The sequence below is a fragment of the Bacillus sp. KNSH39 genome (assembly GCF_052656585.1).
Window position 1 is genome coordinate 3,565,056 of record NZ_JBQXYO010000001.1, and the last position, 17,037, is coordinate 3,582,092.

Consider the following 17,037-nt stretch of genomic DNA (forward strand, 5'->3'; position numbering starts at 1 on the left):
AAAATTTACTGAATGAGCATCCAGTCAAAAGTTCAAACAATCTAACATATAAACTATGTACGCCTTCTCTTCCTACCCTAAAAACATTTGAATACCTTTCCTTCCATGTAAAACAATGCCAATATTTAATTTGTACGTTCATTATATTTATTTCAAAAAAACATTTCCACAATATTCTAACAATTGGCATACTCCGATTTTAGAATATTCAAACTTCTATAAATGTAAATATATAATAAATTGCAAAATAAAAATAAGCTATCCGAAAAAATCGGATAGCTTATTTCATCTTAAGAAACTTGTTCTACATTCGTTTCTCTATGCTGTATATGACTCGTGATCCAAGCAATTCCACCGGCAACAACGAGATAACATAACAATATTAAAATTTGCATTTGTAATTGCGACCAATCTCCTAAAGAAATAACATCTTGTAATCCTCTAAGAGAATGAGACATTGGGAGAAACTGTCCAATTTTGCTAAGAACAGCTATGTTTAATTCTCCTGGGAAAGTACCTCCGCTCGTCGCTAATTGCAGGACAAGAAGGGTTACCGCTAAGAACTTTCCAACAAGACCAAATACTGTTACTAACATAAGAATAAATGTCATGAACGTAAAGGAAATAACAATACTTGATAAAACAAAGAGTGGCACACTTGCGACTTCTAATTTCATAACCCCTAGCACAACTACATCTACGAGTAGCGCTTGAATAAGTCCAATTAAATATACCAATCCTAGTTTATTAATAAAATGTACCGTTCCGCTTACCTTCATATTTTGTCTGCGGCCAAGAGGTAAAATATTCGATGCCATAATTCCGCCAACATAAAATGCAAGTGATAAGAAATATGGCGCAATGCCTGAACCGTAGTTAGGCACGTCAGAAACTGTTGACTTCACTAACTGAACTGGCTCTGAGAACATCGTATTACGTGCATCATCATTACGAACATCCGCTATCTTCTCTGCGCCCTCTCCCAATTTCGTAGAAAGTTCTTTCGCACCATCATCAAGTTTAACAAGTCCATTTGTTAATTTACCAGCACCGTTATTCAGCTCCGTTCCACCACTCGCAAGCTGATTTACACCTTCTTGCAATGATGTAAACCCATTTCCCCACTTCGTAAATCCATCAGCCAAATTCGATGCACCATCTGCTATCTTTTTCGTTCCAGCAGTAGCTTCATTTAACTTAACTCCGAATGTATTCATGCCTTCTTCAATCTTATGTTGACCGTCAGCAATCTTCTTCGCACCTTGTGTCAATTGTTGTTGGCTATTATTTAAAGTATTTGTTGCTTTAGCTAGTCCATCAGACGTAGCAACAATTTTTTGAAAAGCGGGATCTTGCTGCACTTCTGGATGATTTTTCACGTACTCTTCTAATTGTTGTTTTACACTATTTGCCGCATTGTCCGCTTTCGCTTGCCCTTCAGCAAGTTTTTCATTTCCATTCACCCATTCATTTGTACCAGCACTTAATTCACTAATTCCTGATTGTAACGTTTTTTCACCTTGTGCTAGTAATTCCATACCACTATGAAGTGATGTCGCTCCTTGACTCAGCTCATTTGCTCCCCCGGTTAAAGCAGATTGACTGGATGCAAGCTTGTCACTTCCTTCTTTCAATTTCGATGTCCCATTACTTAAACGATCAATACCATCCGCAAGCTGATTCGCTCCATTTCTTGCATCGGTCGTTCCTTCATGTAACTTCTCAGCACCATTACTTGCATCACTCAATCCTTGTGCCAAATCTTGAAACTTTGAAAAGACACCTTCTGTATAAGATTTCGTAATACTGTTTGAGATTTTTGTTTTCATATTTTCAACAGCTGTCGTTCCAATTTGAGCTGCTACAAAGTTTTTACCTGGATTTACTTTGTACTGCAACTTTGCCGGCTCTGGTTTCTCATCCATAAGTGTACTTACCTTTTTAGAGAAATTCTCTGGAATCGTAACAACCATATAATATTTATCTTCTTTTAACCCTTCATCTGCATTTTTTTCTGATACGAAATGAAAAGCTAGTTCCTTATTCTCTTTTAAATTTTTAACAAAATCGTCTCCTGCATGAATTGTTTTTTCATCCATCATAGCACCCTTATCTAAGTTCACAACTGCAACAGGTAATTTATCTAATCTTCCGTACGGATCCCAATATCCAGCTAAAAAGAATCCTGAATAAATTAACGGAACGATTAATAAAAAAATTAAAGCGATACGTCCATGTTTATGGTGCCACATCGCTTTCCAATCTTTAAATATAAGTTGAATTCCCTTCATGAAACATACTCCTTCTCCGAATTTAACACCATTAGAATGGTTTAACAGATTTACTATACACGTCACTTTCCATACTGTATAATACATCTTTAATTATCAATTCATTCCTTTTGGTCTATAGAAAGGAGATTCGAAATGGAACTGCTCCAGTTAAAATACTTTCAGACAGTTGCACGACTAGAACATATGACAAAGGCAGCTGAAGAATTGCATATCGCACAACCTTCACTCAGCAAAACAATCGCTAGACTCGAAAAGGATTTAGGCGTCCCTTTATTTGATCGCCAAGGTCGACAGATTACTTTAAATTCTTTCGGAAAAGTATTTTTGAAACGAGTAGAGCGTATTTTTCATGAATTAAGCGAAGGGGAACGAGAAATTAAAGATTTAGCCGAATTACAACAAAGCTCTATTACACTAGCCGTTTCTATTCCGAGAATATTACCAGAACTACTTGGCTCTTTTTTACTAGAACATCCTAACGTTCGGTTCCAACAATTTCTGGCATCCACTCCTTCTATGAAACGACAACTAGATAATATAGAAATTGACTTTTGTATCTCCTCTGTGCCAATTGAAGGAGAAGAAATTGTTTGGGAACCACTTATTACAGAAGAAATTTTCTTAGTCGTCCCTTCAGGCCACCGTTTATCAGGCCGAGAAAATATCCACCTCCATGAAGTAAAGGACGAACCGTTCATTAGTATGAACACTGGCTATGGATTTCGACACTTAACAGATGAATTTTGTAAAGAAGCTGGTTTCACTCCGCATATTGCTTTTGAAGTCGATGAACCGACCGTAATTAGCGACCTCATTAAGCAAGGTCTCGGCATCGCTTTTGTTCCAAGTTTAACTTTATTAAAAAACTCTACTTTAGCATCAAGCAAGTTGCGTATTATTGAACCCACTTGTCAGCGAACCATCGGATTAAGTTGGTCAAAAAAACGCTACTTATCAAAAACAGCTCGGCAATTCCGTGAATTCGTGATTGACTACTTCTCTAATATTAGGACGTAAAATTATATGAACAAATAAAAGGTGCCACCCTCATATGATGGCACCTTTTATTGTTCACTCTTTTTTTAATTCTATTTCAGCTAAAAGTGGTAGTACGTTATCAAAAATATGCGTATTATTATTTTCACCTGTTACATATCCACCGTAATATCTACTAAATACGTTGTCATTTCGGAATGTGGCCATATGATCATACAATTCCTTCGCAAACTTTGTATCACCTGTTTGTAGTACGTACAAAATCGTTAGTCCGTACGCGGCCGGCGATTCATAATTCACAGTTTGTTTTCCCGTTTCTAAATTGTAACGACCGTATAGCTTTCCATCCTCCTGGAACTTCTTCTTTATAAATTCCAAATAAGCAGCTGATGAAAGACCACCTAAACTTCGATGATATGCAACGTATGATTGGTCAATAAGATTCACTTCTTTATCGTACGTAAATGTACCATCTTCTTTATACTCTTTTGGGAATGCCCAGCCATGCCTTGGATAATCTGCTAAAAATTGAACGACTTCCTGATATTGCTGAGCAGAAACTTTGCCGTACTTCTTCATATAGGAGAATGCACGCGGATTTATGTATGATGTTGTTACAAAATTATTTTGTTTTCCTGCATCTGCATCATAATAATCAACATAATAATTATCTTTTTTATTATAACGAAGTACAGCATCACTTAATTGATCGGCAAGGTTTTTATAACGCTCTTCCTTATACATTTCATAAGCACGATATAATTGTTCTATAATACGAAGATCATCTATAAGTGCATTTGTAGCTGACTGCCTCTCTCCCTTTTCAGAGAGTTTCCATAAAACGATATGATTCTTATATATGAAATTATCTTGAATAACCTTTACTTGCTCATCAAATAACGCCTGATCATCTTTATCAAGTGTATACTGTAACCATAATCCCGCCGATTCTGATAAAGCTTCACGTCCCTTAGCTTCACCCGTACCTGCCTTAGTATCTACTAAACGATACGTGGCAAGTGTTCCATTGTCATTCACCATATGTCTTAAAATAAAATTTTCTGTACGGTTTCCTTGTAAAGCTGACCAAAATACAATTCCACCTAAAGCGATTAAGAAGATAACTCCAATCCCTATATATAAACGTTTCCGCAATCTTTTCACCTCCCTAGTAAGGCTAACCTTAATTTTATCAGAACATACATAAATTTAAAAAAGACAATCTATTAGATTGTCTCCCGCATTTCTATCCCCCGCAAACCTCTTTAGAAGGTTTATATAGCGATTGTACAAGTCGATCATATTCACGACGTGTAATTTCTTTATTATATAGCTTCAATAATAAATCTCTATGCTCTTTTGAAAATGCCATCTTTTTAATGACTTCAGGATACATAAAACACCCTCTCCATTTCACATAAACTTCTTGATTCCGAAAAAAGAACTTATGTTCGCATAAAAGATTATAAAAGATTCCTGAGCAAAAAACAAACAAAACATGACCAACTATTTATTTCTTTCTATTCAAAATATTACAACATTATATTATCATATTCACTTTTTAAATACATATATATTTTTGGTAGTTTTTTTGAATAAATCTTCCAATTCAATCAGAAAATAATGGCAAAAAAGAAGAGGAGTTTACATATGGATACGGTAACATTAGCAAGAGCATTTTTTGGTTCTTCATTAGCATTCCACATTATCTTTGCAACACTTGGGGTCGGTCTTTCATTGATGATTTTTATAAGCGAAATACTCTATCACTGGAAGAAAGACTCCGACTATGCCATTATGGCGAAAAGATGGACAAAGGCGTTTGCTATTCTTCTCGGTGTAGCAATTCCAACTGGAACAATCGTTGGTGTGCAAATCTCACTTCTTTGGCCTGGTTTCGCCAAAATTGTTGGGCAAGTTATTTCTGTTCCCTTCCAAATTGAGATTTTCGCCTTCTTTTTGGAGGCTTTATTCATGTCGATTTACGTATATGCAGCTGATAAACTTCCTCCATTTATGAGATTAATCTCGCTATTTTTCGTCATGCTTGGTGCCACGGCATCCGCCGTGCTCATTACATCAGCAAATACATGGATGAATACACCAGCAGGCTTTTCAATGAATCCAGATGGATCTGTTTTTAACGTTGATCCGTGGAAAGCTTTCTTTAATCCGAGTTTTGGCACAAGTGCATTCCATGTCGTTATTACGGCTTATGCAACTGGTGCGGCTGTCATTGCTTCTATCGCTGGATTTAAATTATTGAAGAAAAATTTAAGTACACGTGAAATTGCTTATCATAAAAAGGGGCTACTATTAGGGCTTGTCGTGACATTTATTACAGGCGCTACGATGTGGCTTTCAGGGCACGAATCGGCAATCGCCCTACATAAACACTCACCTGAAAAACTTGCATCTGCTGAAGCTTTATTTGAAACGACATCACACGCACCGCTATCCATTGGCGGGGTTGTGGATCCTAATACACTTGAACTAAACTATGCACTTGAAATCCCAAACATGCTTAGCTTATTAGTGGGACTAGACCCTAGCACTGTCGTAAAAGGTCTAAATGAATTCCCACAAGAAACATGGCCACCATTTTATACACATACACTGTTCAACTTAATGGTCGGCACTGCTGCGTTTACCTTTGCAGTTGCAGCAATTGCTCTCTTATATTGGTACTTCGTTTACCGAAAAAAGGGGACAGAACTACCGAAGTGGTTACTTTGGGGGGCTGCCGCATGCGGACCAATTATGATGCTCGGTATTGAATTCGGATGGATTTTCAGTTGTAGCGGTCGTCAGCCATGGACAATTTATGGTATGCAACGTACAGTCGATGCTTCTACTCGCGCTGATTTCGTCGGTCCTTTATTTGTTTTATTCATCATTTTATATATTGGACTCGCTATTTTAACAGTCTTTGTTCTACGGACATTCTTTAGAAGACATCCATTAAAGAATGATTTACAACACCAAGGAGGCGATTCTCGTGCATGAGGAAAGTATTGCAATCATCATCTTATGGGCCCTTATTTTCGTATACAGTATATTAGGGTCCATCGATTTTGGAGCTGGTTTTTGGGGCATGGTATACGCAAAACATCCAACGCTCGCTGCCAAACTTGCGAATCGGTACTTATCACCAACGTGGGAAGTAACAAATACGTTTCTTGTTTTCGTCGTTGTCGCATTTCTCGGCTTCTTTCCGAAAGCGGCCTTTACTCTTGCGACAGTAATGTTCGTACCAGTTATGTTAATTTTAGTGCTCGTTGCAGTACGTAGTACGTTTATGGTATTTGCTTACTCCTTACCAAAATATCAGTACCTTCTTCGGGTTATTTCAGGTATTACTGGTCTCTTAATTCCAGCACTATTAATTACCGTTTTACCCGTTACAGAGGGAGCCTATATTACAATGTCTGAAGGAAAAGAAGTACTCCTGTATGGAAAACTTCTTTCTAGCCCGGTTATCTACTGTTATATGCTCTTCGGACTAACGTCTGAACTGTTTCTCTCCTCTCTCTTTCTCGCTGATTTTGCGAGAGAACAAAGTTCAGAAGATACGTATAGAATTTATAGAAGAAATGCCATCATCCTTGGTCCTGCAACACTCGTTACAGCGATCATCGCTCTCGTTGTAATGGATCCAGAAACACATTGGCTTATGCAAGGATTAATAAAGCAATTCCCGTGGTTTACAGTTTCTATTGTTTTATTCGTTATCGGATACTCGTCCCTTTGGTGGACAAACAAAAAATACAATACACTAGGATACCCTCGCATTGCCGTTTTAGCTGTCGTCGCTCAATATGCATTTGCAAGCTACGCTTACGGCGTCGCCCATTTACCGTATATTATTTATCCTGACGTAACTGTATTTACAAGCTTTACAACGACAGAAACGTTCTATGCACTGCTCATTCTATACGCAATTGGGATTGCAATTTTATTACCAGGATTTATTTTCTTCTGGAATTTATTCTTGAAGGATCGTACTTTTTTGAAGGAAAAATAATATAGTCTTGGAGTCTGTCCCAAAAGGCATTTTGGAATAGACTCCTTTTGTCATGTTTTGTCGATAAGTCGATATATTTTAAAAATCGCCAATATATTTCAATAATCGCTGATATATTTTAAGTTGCGCCAATATATCTCCATAATTGCCCATATAAATTTCATTTACTATTTTACTGCCCCAATAATTTATAGATTCCTCTCATAATAGTTATTTCACTATTCGTGACACTTGTCCTTTAGCATGAAAAACACATATTCGGTTCATCTCGTTATACGTCTAGTTCTTCTTATTTTTCGCTGAATATACTACCAATATAAACTTGAGACAAGCTACATCTGTTCAAGGGAAAATAGAAAGGTAGGCAAAATATGAGCATTGAAATATGGATTACTATTATTGTATTCTTCTTAACGATGATTGTTATCTTTTGGCGGCCTCGCGGTTTAAATGAGGCGTGGCCAGCAGCAATTGGTGCTGGCATTATCCTAATCACTGGACTTGTGTCAAAACCAGACGTCATAGATATTGTTAGTAAAATAGGAGGGGCCTCCATAACAATATTAGCAACTATTGTTATGGCAGTTATATTAGAAAGCTTCGGCTTCTTCCATTGGTCCGCAGCGAAACTGGCAAATCTAGCGAAAGGTTCTGGACGCCGTCTATACTGGTATATTCAATTATTATGTTTTCTTATGACTCTTTTATTTAATAACGACGGTAGTATTTTAATTACAACTCCCATTTTAATTCTTCTTCTAAAAAACCTTCAATTAAAACCACATCAACAAATTCCTTATTTATTAAGCGGAGCTTTAATCGCTACCGCATCTAGTGCACCAATTGGTGTAAGTAATATCGTAAACTTAATTGCATTAAATATCGTTAATATGACTCTTTATATGCATACTGCTATGATGTTTGTACCTGCAACATTAGGCTTATTATTTATGTCATGGCTCATGTATACAGTTTTGAAGAAAAAACTTCCGAAAAAATTACCTGTTTCTTCATATGATATTGAAGAAATTTTCTTCACGAAAAACTTCCATCCACTAAAAGGAAATAATTCTGTTGATACGAAACAAAAACGGACAAGATTCATGTTAAAAGTATTAGGTTTCGTCTTCCTGATGCGCTGTCTTCTATTCGTTGCATCCTTCTTATCCATCCCAATTGAAATCGTTGCAGTACTTGGTTCACTCGTTCTTCTCATTTGGAGATGGTACTACTTACGAACAAATCCTGTCGACATTTTGAAAAAGACACCGTGGCACATTTTAATTTTCGCCTTCTCTATGTACGTCATTATTTACGGACTCCACAACGCAGGATTAACAGCTGCACTTGTACAATGGCTCGAGCCAATTGTGAATCAGCATCTACTCTATGCTAGCTTTGCAATGGGCGGACTTGTATCCATCCTCTCTAACGTCTTCAATAACCATCCTGCCCTTATGATTGGTACAATCACATTAACAGAAATGGGACTAGATCCAGTCACATTAAAAACAATCTATCTTGCAAACATCATTGGTAGTGACATCGGTTCACTATTACTACCAATTGGTACACTAGCTTCACTCATTTGGATGTATATTCTGAAACAAAACAAAATTAAAGTAAAATGGAAAGACTATTTAAGTGTATCCCTTATCGTTATCCCGCTCACAACAGTCGTCACACTATTCCTCTTATTCTACTGGGTACATCTCTTCTTTGCCTTATAAACAACAGAAGCCCCATTTGCTACCGTCTTAGCAAATGGGGCTTCTTCTATAATAAAGTTAGGTACTACAGTGTGATCAATCAAGTAAAGAGGTGTAACATATTATTGATATAAATGACTACCAGCTTCTTTAAATTCTTCTGCTTTCTCTTTCATTCCTTTTTCAATTGCTTCTGTCGTTTCTAAATCATTTTCTTTTGCATACTCACGAATATCATGCGAAATTCTCATACTACAAAACTTCGGTCCACACATTGAACAGAAGTGAGCTGTCTTTGCCCCTTCTGCAGGCAACGTTTCATCATGATATTCCATCGCACGTTCAGGATCTAAAGATAAATTAAATTGATCGCGCCAACGGAATTCGAAGCGTGCTTTTGAAAGTGCATCATCACGCTGATGAGCCGTTTTATGTCCTTTCGCAAGATCAGCCGCATGCGCTGCAATTTTATACGTAATAACACCCGTGCGTACATCATCTTTGTTTGGCAAACCTAAATGTTCTTTCGGCGTTACATAACAAAGCATCGCTGTTCCAAACCAGCCAATCATCGCAGCTCCAATTGCAGATGTAATATGGTCATAACCTGGTGCAATATCTGTCGTTAGCGGCCCAAGTGTGTAAAACGGCGCGCCCTGACAAACATCAAGCTCTTTCTCCATATTCTCTTTAATTAAGTGCATCGGTACGTGTCCAGGTCCTTCAATCATAACTTGCACATCATGTTTCCAAGCAATTTTGGTTAATTCGCCAAGTGTTTCAAGCTCAGAAAACTGTGCTTCGTCATTTGCATCTGCAATAGACCCTGGACGTAATCCATCTCCAAGAGAGAACGAAACATCGTACTGCTTCATAATTTCACAAATCTCTTCAAAGTGAGTATATAGGAAGTTTTCTTTATGATGGAATAAACACCACTGCGCCATAATCGAACCACCGCGCGAAACGATACCTGTCGTACGCTTTGCCGTGATTGGAATGTAACGAAGCAATACACCAGCGTGAATCGTAAAGTAATCAACGCCTTGCTCCGCCTGCTCAATTAACGTATCACGATATACTTCCCACGTTAAATCTTCTGCAATTCCGTTTACCTTTTCAAGCGCTTGATAGATCGGTACAGTTCCAACTGGTACAGGTGCGTTACGAATAATCCACTCACGCGTCGTATGAATATTTTTACCTGTAGATAAATCCATAATCGTATCTGCACCCCAGCGCGTTGCCCATGTCATCTTCTCTACTTCTTCTGCAATCGAAGAAGATACAGCTGAGTTTCCGATATTCGCATTTACCTTCACATGAAAATTACGCCCGATGATCATCGGTTCAGCTTCTGGATGATTAATATTCGCTGGTAAAATAGCGCGGCCTTCTGCGATTTCCTTACGAACAAACTCCGGCTCTACCCCTTCACGAATCGCAACATACTCCATCTCAGACGTAATAATGCCATTACGTGCATAGTGCATTTGCGTAACGTTTGCACCTTGCTTTGCTCTAAGTGGCTTGCGATCCATCTGCGGGAAAACAGGTGTATGTTTCGAAGCCACTTTCACACCGTCATCCTCTGGTTTCACTTCACGCCCTTCGTATGCTTCTACATCACCACGCCCCATAATCCAAGAATGGCGCGGCGTTGGAATCCCCTTTTCTAACTCCACTTTATACTCAGGATCCGTATAAGGGCCGCTCGTATCATACACACGAATTGGCGGATTTGGAACGCCATTTGTTTCGCTTTGTTCAATCTCACGCATCGGTACTTTCATGCCTTCTCGTGGCCCATCCACATATACTTTCTTACTCCCTGGTAAACTCGATTTCAATTCAATTTGCTCAGCTGAAACAGATTGTTTCATAATTTTTGTTGCCCCCCTGTACGTGACAAGGACGAGATATGGCCAGCGTATGCCAAAATAAAAAGAGCCAGGTCCATAAAAAAATAAGGACCTGGCTCATAAAGACATCATTATGTAAAGCCGTTAACTTCCCTACGCTGGTACGAGCCAGATCAGGTCCAAAGGGTTAAGAAGTTCACGCGCTTCTCTCTCAGCCTACGCATACGTTAGGCACCCCTAGTTTATCACTGATTTAATTTTCAATACTTTCCCATCATACACCATAATCTGAAAAATTCAAAGCTTATTTCTTTTGCTCTTTACGGAATCATCCACGTTAAATAATACGCCTGCACATACGTCATAATACCAACAATAATTACGAAGAATAAGCTATGCTTCACTGTAAAACGGAACAAATCCGATTCTTTTCCAGCAAGACCAACCGCTGCACAAGCGATCGCAATCGACTGCGGGGAAATCATTTTACCTGTTACACCGCCTGTTGTATTTGCTGCAACGAGAAGCACTTCAGATACGCCGACTTGCTGCGCTGTAATGGCTTGTAAATTTGAGAACAGTGCATTTGCAGACGTATCAGACCCTGTTAGGAATACGCCAATCCAGCCTAAGAATGGTGAGAAGAACGGGAATAGGCCGCCAGTTCCGGCTAATGCTAACGCTAACGTAGAAGATAGACCAGAATAGTTTGCGATAAATGCAAACCCTAGTACGAATCCGATAGATAGAATTGGCATTTTTAATTCGCTTAACGTTTCTTTAAATGTCACTACTGCATCTTTTACATTCATTTTCAAAATAAACATGGAAATGATACAAGCAATTAAAATCGCCGTTCCGGTTGCTGATAATACATCAAACTTCAAAATTGCCTCGTAAGGCGTTGATTTATTTACAATCGGCTCTGCTTTCATTACTAGATTATGCAGACCTGGAATTTCAAACTTAAATACAAGACTTGCTAAAGCCCCTCCTGGAGCGAATAATGCCTTAAAGAAACTTTGGCTCCAAATGACTACCATAACCGTTAATACGATAAATGGAGACCATGCCTTCACTACTTTTCCAAACGTTAATTTCGGCATCGATGCTACTGTCGTTGTTGCTGCTACTTCACTATTTGCTTGCCCGGATTGATAAATTTCTTTCGGCTGCCAAACTTTTAAGAACAGCGCTAAACTAATTAAACTTACAAGTGCCGATGTAATATCCGGAAGTTCTGGTCCTAAAAATGTCGCTGTAATGAACTGCGTAATCGCAAATGAACTACCCGCTACAAATAACGCAGGCCACGTTTGTCGTATCCCCTTAAATCCATCCATTAAAAATACGATAAAGAATGGCACAAATAATGATAGGAACGGTAATTGATGCCCAGCCATTTGTCCAATTTTATGTGGATCAATACCTGTTACTTGTCCAGCAACTGTAATCGGAATTCCCATCGCTCCGAACGCCACTGGTGCAGTATTTGCAATCAAACAAAGACCTGCTGCGTATAAAGGATTTAACCCAAGCCCCGCAAGAAGTGCTGCTGTAATCGCTACTGGTGCCCCAAATCCTGCCGCTCCTTCTAAAAATGCTCCAAATGAAAATCCAATTAAAATAACGAGTAGACGATGATCGTTCGTAATCGATAATACCGATGCACGAATCACATCGAATTGACCTGTTTTCACAGAAATTTTATATAAAAATACCGACATAATGATAATCCAAGCAATTGGCCATAATCCGTATAAGAAACCATATCCGGTCGCTGCCATTGCCATCGTGAACGGCATTTTATAAGCGAATAACGCTACTAAAACTGTAAGTACAACTGTAATAAATCCTGCCACATACCCTTTCATGCGGAAAACTGCTAAAGCTAAGAAAAAAAGATAATCGGAATAAGTGCTACCGCTGCCGAAATCCAAATGTTTCCGAATGGATCATAAACTTGTGTCCATGTGTTCATTGTTCTCTCCCCCTAAAGAATCCCCTTTTAAATAGAATAACCTCATCAATAGACTATCAGGTCATCATACCTTTAAGTCTAAAATAAAAAAACGTTTAAGAAAACGTTTTCAACAACTTTCATTTATACTGTACCATAACAATTTCCATTAAAAAAGATTTTTTTGAAAATTTTATCATTTGACGAAAAAATCTTACAAAATCGTCATGTTCCTGTAATGTTCATCGATAGAAAGCTTGCAAAATTTATTGCATAATAATAGTATAACAACGGACATTATTTATGAGGTGATATATATGAATGGAAACAAAATATTAGCTGCTTTATCGTACTTTAGTGTACTATTTGCCCCTATCTTATTCCCAATTATCGTTTGGATTGTGGGGGACGCTGAAACAAAGCCACATGCAAAACGTGCTCTATGGACACACATCATTCCAAGTATTGCTACATTTATCGGCGTAGCCATTTTAGGAATTATGGGCATGGGATCTGACCAAGCAGATGTAACACTTGGAATTGGATCAATGATTGTCTTAGCTATTTGCGGAATCATCAGCTTATACTACTTCATCTGGAACATTGTAAAAGGAATTAAAGTACTGAAAGCTTAATTTTAAACAAACGTTTGTTTAAAAAAGGACCCTTGCAAATTGCAAGGGTCCTTTTCCTAATTCGTTCACTTTATCTTCTGCGTTTCTTCTTTTTTCTCATCATTTTCTTTCGGCGTGTATTCACTTTATCCGCTATAATGTGAAGCGTACTTGCCACAACAATTCCCATTAAGAACGTTACAATTTCAACCTCATGTTTCTTCGCAATTTCTATTAAATTACCATCCAGTGCGATTACATTTAATAGAAATAAAAATGGAGAAAAGACGATTAACATGTACGCAATACGAATCACATCACCAAGTATAATCGTATGCGTAAAGAAAGATCGATGCGGCATTACTTTTTTATAAGGATACCAAAATATACGTAAGAAACCCCATTTGTTATAAGCATTACTGTACGTATCTAAATCTGGTGTTAAAAATGAAGTACCTACTAAAAAACCAATTGCAAAAGTTAATAAAAAATCAAAATTTGTTAATCCATACGAAAAGAGAAAAAACAAAACAACCGGAAGGGATATTAAGTTTATTTTCGTATGCGTTCTTCCTGATGGCATAATGCACTTCCTCGCTTACGTTCGTCCTGTCACCTTATGACAGGTTTCACCTATTGACCTAATTTCTGATCGATAAATGTTGTGTCTATATCCGAACCAAACCATTCTGCCAACTTCACTCGTGCCTTATCTTTCACATCTTCATTGACGTATAACGACACCTGTATTAGTGCGGCCGTTAACGCCCCTAAATCATCCGTATAGCCAATTCCAGCAATGAAATCTGGAATCGCATCAATCGGTGCAATAAAATAAGCAAGTGCTCCAATTACAATAATTTTCACTCGTTTTGGAACATCTGGTCTTTGCAAAACGTAAAACAGTAATAAACTTGCATAAATGACCGACTGCCCTGCTTGCTTTGCAACATGTTTTACTTTCTTCCAAAACGCTTCAACTGAAAATTTTTGTTTCATGTAAAAAGCCTCCCTATTTTTAAAAAGAAATAAGCTACAATATGTTATCAGTAAAAGTTCATGGAAATTACACAAAACCTATCAATGAACTTTTATTGTAACAAACAAACTAAAAAAGAACAAGTGTTCGTTAATTTTTACACGATTTCCTTCATATAATAGATTTCTAGATAACCCTTACCCATCTTCGTTTCTTATTTCTCAACAAAGAAAATTTTCACTTCTACTTAACATTCTGCTCTACCTTTGTTATATTTTCTAGTTGACGGACATATAAACGAATGTTAAAGTTTTCTCTGGTAGTGACAAATCTTATACAAAAAATGTAAAATGTTATAGTGTTTCTCAGAAATGAATTTTGTTGTATAATACAGAAATGACGTTATGCTTATGAGCAACAAAAGAAACCAAAAGGGTATGCATAGTTATAGTCGTATATGGGTGAATATAGAACCTTTAATTATGGCCAAGAAAACTATGTATTTTTTATTTTAGCATTTTTCGCTCCAAAATCGACCAAGCCTGATAGAGAAAGGGTGGAAATGAATGAAAGAAACCTTGAAATCACAATTTCAAAATGTGCGTTTCACTGTATTCGTAGCTTTAGCCTTATGGCTGAAAACTTACCTTATTACACGCACAAGCTTTGACTTAAAACTTGAATCTTTCATGCAAGAATTCATTTTATTCCTTAGCCCATTAGCAGCATCATTACTGCTTGTTGGTCTTGCATTATTTGCAAAAGGGAAAAAACGTAACTATATAGCACTTGGAATTAATTTTGTCTTAACAATCGTTCTTGTTGGTAACGTAATGTTCTACGGATTCTACAATGACTTCGTTACATTACCGGTGCTAGGACAAACATCTAACTTCGGAAGTTTAGGTTCTAGTGTGAAAGAATTATTTAACTACAAAATTATCCTTGCATTTGCAGACATTATCGTTTTCTTCGTTCTATTAAAGAAAATGAAGAACTTTGCACCTACAGAGCGTGTAGCACGCCCGATGCGTTCTCTATACTTCGTATCAACAGTTGCTATTTTCTTCGCAAACTTAGGACTTGCAGAAGCTGAACGCCCAGAACTATTAACACGTTCATTCGACCGCGTTATGCTTGTTAAAAACTTAGGATTATATGTACACCAAGTATACGATCTTGGCTTACAAGCAAAATCAAGTTCACAAAAAGCGTTCGCTGACGGTAGTAAATTACAAGAAACAGAAAACTACGTAAAAACAACACAAAGTAAACCAGATCCAAATATGTTCGGTACTGCAAAAGGGAAAAACGTAATTGTTGTCTCTCTTGAGTCATTACAAACATTCTTAATTGGTGCAACAGTTAACGGACAAGAAGTTACACCATTCTTAAACCAATTTACGAAAGAAAGTTATTACTTTGATAACTTCTTCCATCAAACTGGTCAAGGTAAAACATCTGATGCTGAATTCCTAGTAGATACTTCGTTATATCCACTAGACCGCGGTGCTGTATTCTTCACACACGGTAACAATGAATATACAGCAACTCCAGAAATTTTACGTCAGCAAGGGTATCACACGTCGGTATTCCACGCAAACAACGCAACATTCTGGAACCGTAACATTATGTATCCAGCACTTGGTTATGATCGTTACTACAACGAACTTGACTACAAGATTACGCCAGAAACAAAATTAAACTGGGGATTAAAAGATATCGAGTACTTCGATCAATCTATTGATATGTTAAAACAAGTGAAGCAACCATTCTATACTCGCTTCCTTACTTTAACGAATCACTACCCATTCACTTACGATGACAGTACAAAATTAATCGACGAATACAATTCTGGTGATGGAGTATTTGACCGTTACATGGTAACTGCTCGTTACTTAGACGAAGCAATGAAACACTTTATTGAGCGTCTAAAAGCAGAAGGTATTTACGACAACTCAGTAATCGTATTCTACGGTGACCACTACGGTATTTCTGAAAACCATAACCGTGCAATGGCACAGTTCTTAGGAAAAGAAGAAATCACTGCATTTGACCATATGAACTTACAAAAAACACCGATGTTTATTCACGTTCCAGGTCAAAAAGAAGGTAAAACAATTTCGAAACCAACTGGTGAAATTGACATTAAACCAACTATTCTAAACTTACTTGGTGTAGATTCTACAAATGACGTTCGATTCGGTCATGATGTATTCTCACCTGATAATAAAGGATTCGTTGTTCTTCGTGACGGTAGCTTCGTTACAGATAAATACATGTACACAAACAGTACATTCTATGACCGTGCTACTGGCGAAGTTGTACAATTACCGAAAGAAGAATCTCAACCACTAATTGATCGCGCCCAAAATGAATTGAACATGTCTGATAAAATCATTGAAGGTGACTTACTTCGCTTCTCTGAAAGTAATAAGATCAAAACTGGTGAAGTAAAAACAGTTATTAAAGAAGAAAAGAAGAGTGCTGAGTAATCTCAGCCTCTTTTTTTATTTTCTTCCATACAACTACTTATATTCATTAACTTTAAAATTACATAACCTTTACCAAATATTCACATAGTGTTAATGAAAAATCT

General features: G+C 37.4%; 12 protein-coding genes, 1 pseudogene and 1 riboswitch. Of the genes and pseudogenes, 6 read left to right on the forward strand and 7 right to left on the reverse strand.

The annotated features are described in order from the left end of the window. Nucleotides 1-290 precede the first annotated feature (290 nt). A complete protein-coding gene (locus ACUL40_RS18305) occupies nt 291-2,291 on the reverse strand; it encodes a YhgE/Pip family protein (protein ID WP_372468244.1) in 2,001 nt (666 codons plus the stop codon). A 135-nt stretch (nt 2,292-2,426) separates the two neighbouring features. Between ACUL40_RS18305 and ACUL40_RS18310 the strand changes: the two genes are divergently transcribed. Beyond that, nucleotides 2,427-3,311, forward strand: a complete 885-nt coding sequence (locus tag ACUL40_RS18310) for a LysR family transcriptional regulator (protein WP_078385761.1) — start codon at nt 2,427-2,429, stop codon at nt 3,309-3,311. A 54-nt stretch (nt 3,312-3,365) separates the two neighbouring features. On the opposite strand, the gene ACUL40_RS18315 is transcribed toward ACUL40_RS18310, so the two are convergent. Together ACUL40_RS18315 and ACUL40_RS18320 are read right to left on the reverse strand one after the other, a co-directional pair. Further along, nucleotides 3,366-4,445: a transcriptional regulator gene (locus ACUL40_RS18315; protein ID WP_445422789.1), complete on the reverse strand. Its 1,080-nt coding sequence runs from the start codon at nt 4,443-4,445 to the stop codon at nt 3,366-3,368. Nucleotides 4,446-4,536: 91 nt separating this feature from the next. Beyond that, nucleotides 4,537-4,686 (reverse strand): hypothetical protein, encoded by a 150-nt coding sequence (locus tag ACUL40_RS18320; protein WP_000283180.1) that lies wholly within the window; start codon nt 4,684-4,686, stop codon nt 4,537-4,539. A 254-nt stretch (nt 4,687-4,940) separates the two neighbouring features. Between ACUL40_RS18320 and cydA the strand changes: the two genes are divergently transcribed. The 3 genes from cydA (at nt 4,941) to ACUL40_RS18335 (ending at nt 9,044) form a co-directional block, all read left to right on the forward strand. Beyond that, nucleotides 4,941-6,296, forward strand: a complete 1,356-nt coding sequence (gene cydA, locus ACUL40_RS18325) for a cytochrome ubiquinol oxidase subunit I (RefSeq protein WP_000381984.1) — start codon at nt 4,941-4,943, stop codon at nt 6,294-6,296. After that, nucleotides 6,289-7,314 carry a cytochrome d ubiquinol oxidase subunit II gene (locus ACUL40_RS18330; protein WP_000544187.1) on the forward strand — a complete coding sequence of 342 codons (1,026 nt, stop codon included), beginning with the start codon at nt 6,289-6,291 and terminating at the stop codon, nt 7,312-7,314. The genes cydA and ACUL40_RS18330 overlap by 8 nt, the downstream gene beginning before the upstream one ends. Before the next feature lie 371 nt (nt 7,315-7,685). Next, nucleotides 7,686-9,044 (forward strand): arsenic transporter, encoded by a 1,359-nt coding sequence (locus ACUL40_RS18335; RefSeq protein WP_000021127.1) that lies wholly within the window; start codon nt 7,686-7,688, stop codon nt 9,042-9,044. Between the two features lie 101 nt (nt 9,045-9,145). Here the strand turns inward: ACUL40_RS18335 and thiC are convergent, their stop codons facing one another. Further along, nucleotides 9,146-10,906, reverse strand: a complete 1,761-nt coding sequence (gene thiC, locus ACUL40_RS18340; protein ID WP_445422788.1) for a phosphomethylpyrimidine synthase ThiC — start codon at nt 10,904-10,906, stop codon at nt 9,146-9,148. Nucleotides 10,907-11,018: 112 nt separating this feature from the next. Next, a riboswitch (TPP riboswitch) is annotated at nt 11,019-11,134 on the reverse strand. Between the two features lie 71 nt (nt 11,135-11,205). After that, nucleotides 11,206-12,866: pseudogene (gene lldP / locus ACUL40_RS18345) on the reverse strand (L-lactate permease). Nucleotides 12,867-13,162: 296 nt separating this feature from the next. On the opposite strand from lldP, the gene ACUL40_RS18350 reads away from it, so the two are divergent. Then, on the forward strand, nt 13,163-13,480 hold the full coding sequence (locus ACUL40_RS18350; RefSeq protein WP_001014096.1) for a DUF4870 domain-containing protein: 318 nt from the start codon (nt 13,163-13,165) through the stop codon (nt 13,478-13,480). A 70-nt stretch (nt 13,481-13,550) separates the two neighbouring features. Here the strand turns inward: ACUL40_RS18350 and ACUL40_RS18355 are convergent, their stop codons facing one another. After that, nucleotides 13,551-14,042, reverse strand: coding sequence for a metal-binding protein (locus ACUL40_RS18355; protein ID WP_001139056.1), 492 nt, complete (start codon nt 14,040-14,042; stop codon nt 13,551-13,553). Between the two features lie 50 nt (nt 14,043-14,092). Then, entirely contained in the window at nt 14,093-14,458 is a 366-nt protein-coding gene (locus ACUL40_RS18360; protein WP_000810369.1) for a YkvA family protein, read from the reverse strand. A 546-nt stretch (nt 14,459-15,004) separates the two neighbouring features. Between ACUL40_RS18360 and ACUL40_RS18365 the strand changes: the two genes are divergently transcribed. Beyond that, nucleotides 15,005-16,933 (forward strand): LTA synthase family protein, encoded by a 1,929-nt coding sequence (locus ACUL40_RS18365; RefSeq protein ID WP_000665358.1) that lies wholly within the window; start codon nt 15,005-15,007, stop codon nt 16,931-16,933. Nucleotides 16,934-17,037: the final 104 nt, after the last annotated feature.

What these genes read in the sequence shown, in the direction of transcription:
- ACUL40_RS18365 (WP_000665358.1), top strand. Translation starts at nt 15,005, where the DNA reads ATGAAAGAAACCTTGAAATCACAATTTCAAAATGTGCGTTTCACTGTA.
- thiC (WP_445422788.1), bottom strand. Translation starts at nt 10,906, where the DNA reads ATGAAACAATCTGTTTCAGCTGAGCAAATTGAATTGAAATCGAGTTTA.
- ACUL40_RS18305 (WP_372468244.1), bottom strand. Translation starts at nt 2,291, where the DNA reads ATGAAGGGAATTCAACTTATATTTAAAGATTGGAAAGCGATGTGGCAC.
- ACUL40_RS18335 (WP_000021127.1), top strand. Translation starts at nt 7,686, where the DNA reads ATGAGCATTGAAATATGGATTACTATTATTGTATTCTTCTTAACGATG.
- ACUL40_RS18355 (WP_001139056.1), bottom strand. Translation starts at nt 14,042, where the DNA reads ATGCCATCAGGAAGAACGCATACGAAAATAAACTTAATATCCCTTCCG.
- ACUL40_RS18350 (WP_001014096.1), top strand. Translation starts at nt 13,163, where the DNA reads ATGAATGGAAACAAAATATTAGCTGCTTTATCGTACTTTAGTGTACTA.
- ACUL40_RS18320 (WP_000283180.1), bottom strand. Translation starts at nt 4,686, where the DNA reads ATGTATCCTGAAGTCATTAAAAAGATGGCATTTTCAAAAGAGCATAGA.
- cydA (WP_000381984.1), top strand. Translation starts at nt 4,941, where the DNA reads ATGGATACGGTAACATTAGCAAGAGCATTTTTTGGTTCTTCATTAGCA.
- ACUL40_RS18310 (WP_078385761.1), top strand. Translation starts at nt 2,427, where the DNA reads ATGGAACTGCTCCAGTTAAAATACTTTCAGACAGTTGCACGACTAGAA.
- ACUL40_RS18360 (WP_000810369.1), bottom strand. Translation starts at nt 14,458, where the DNA reads ATGAAACAAAAATTTTCAGTTGAAGCGTTTTGGAAGAAAGTAAAACAT.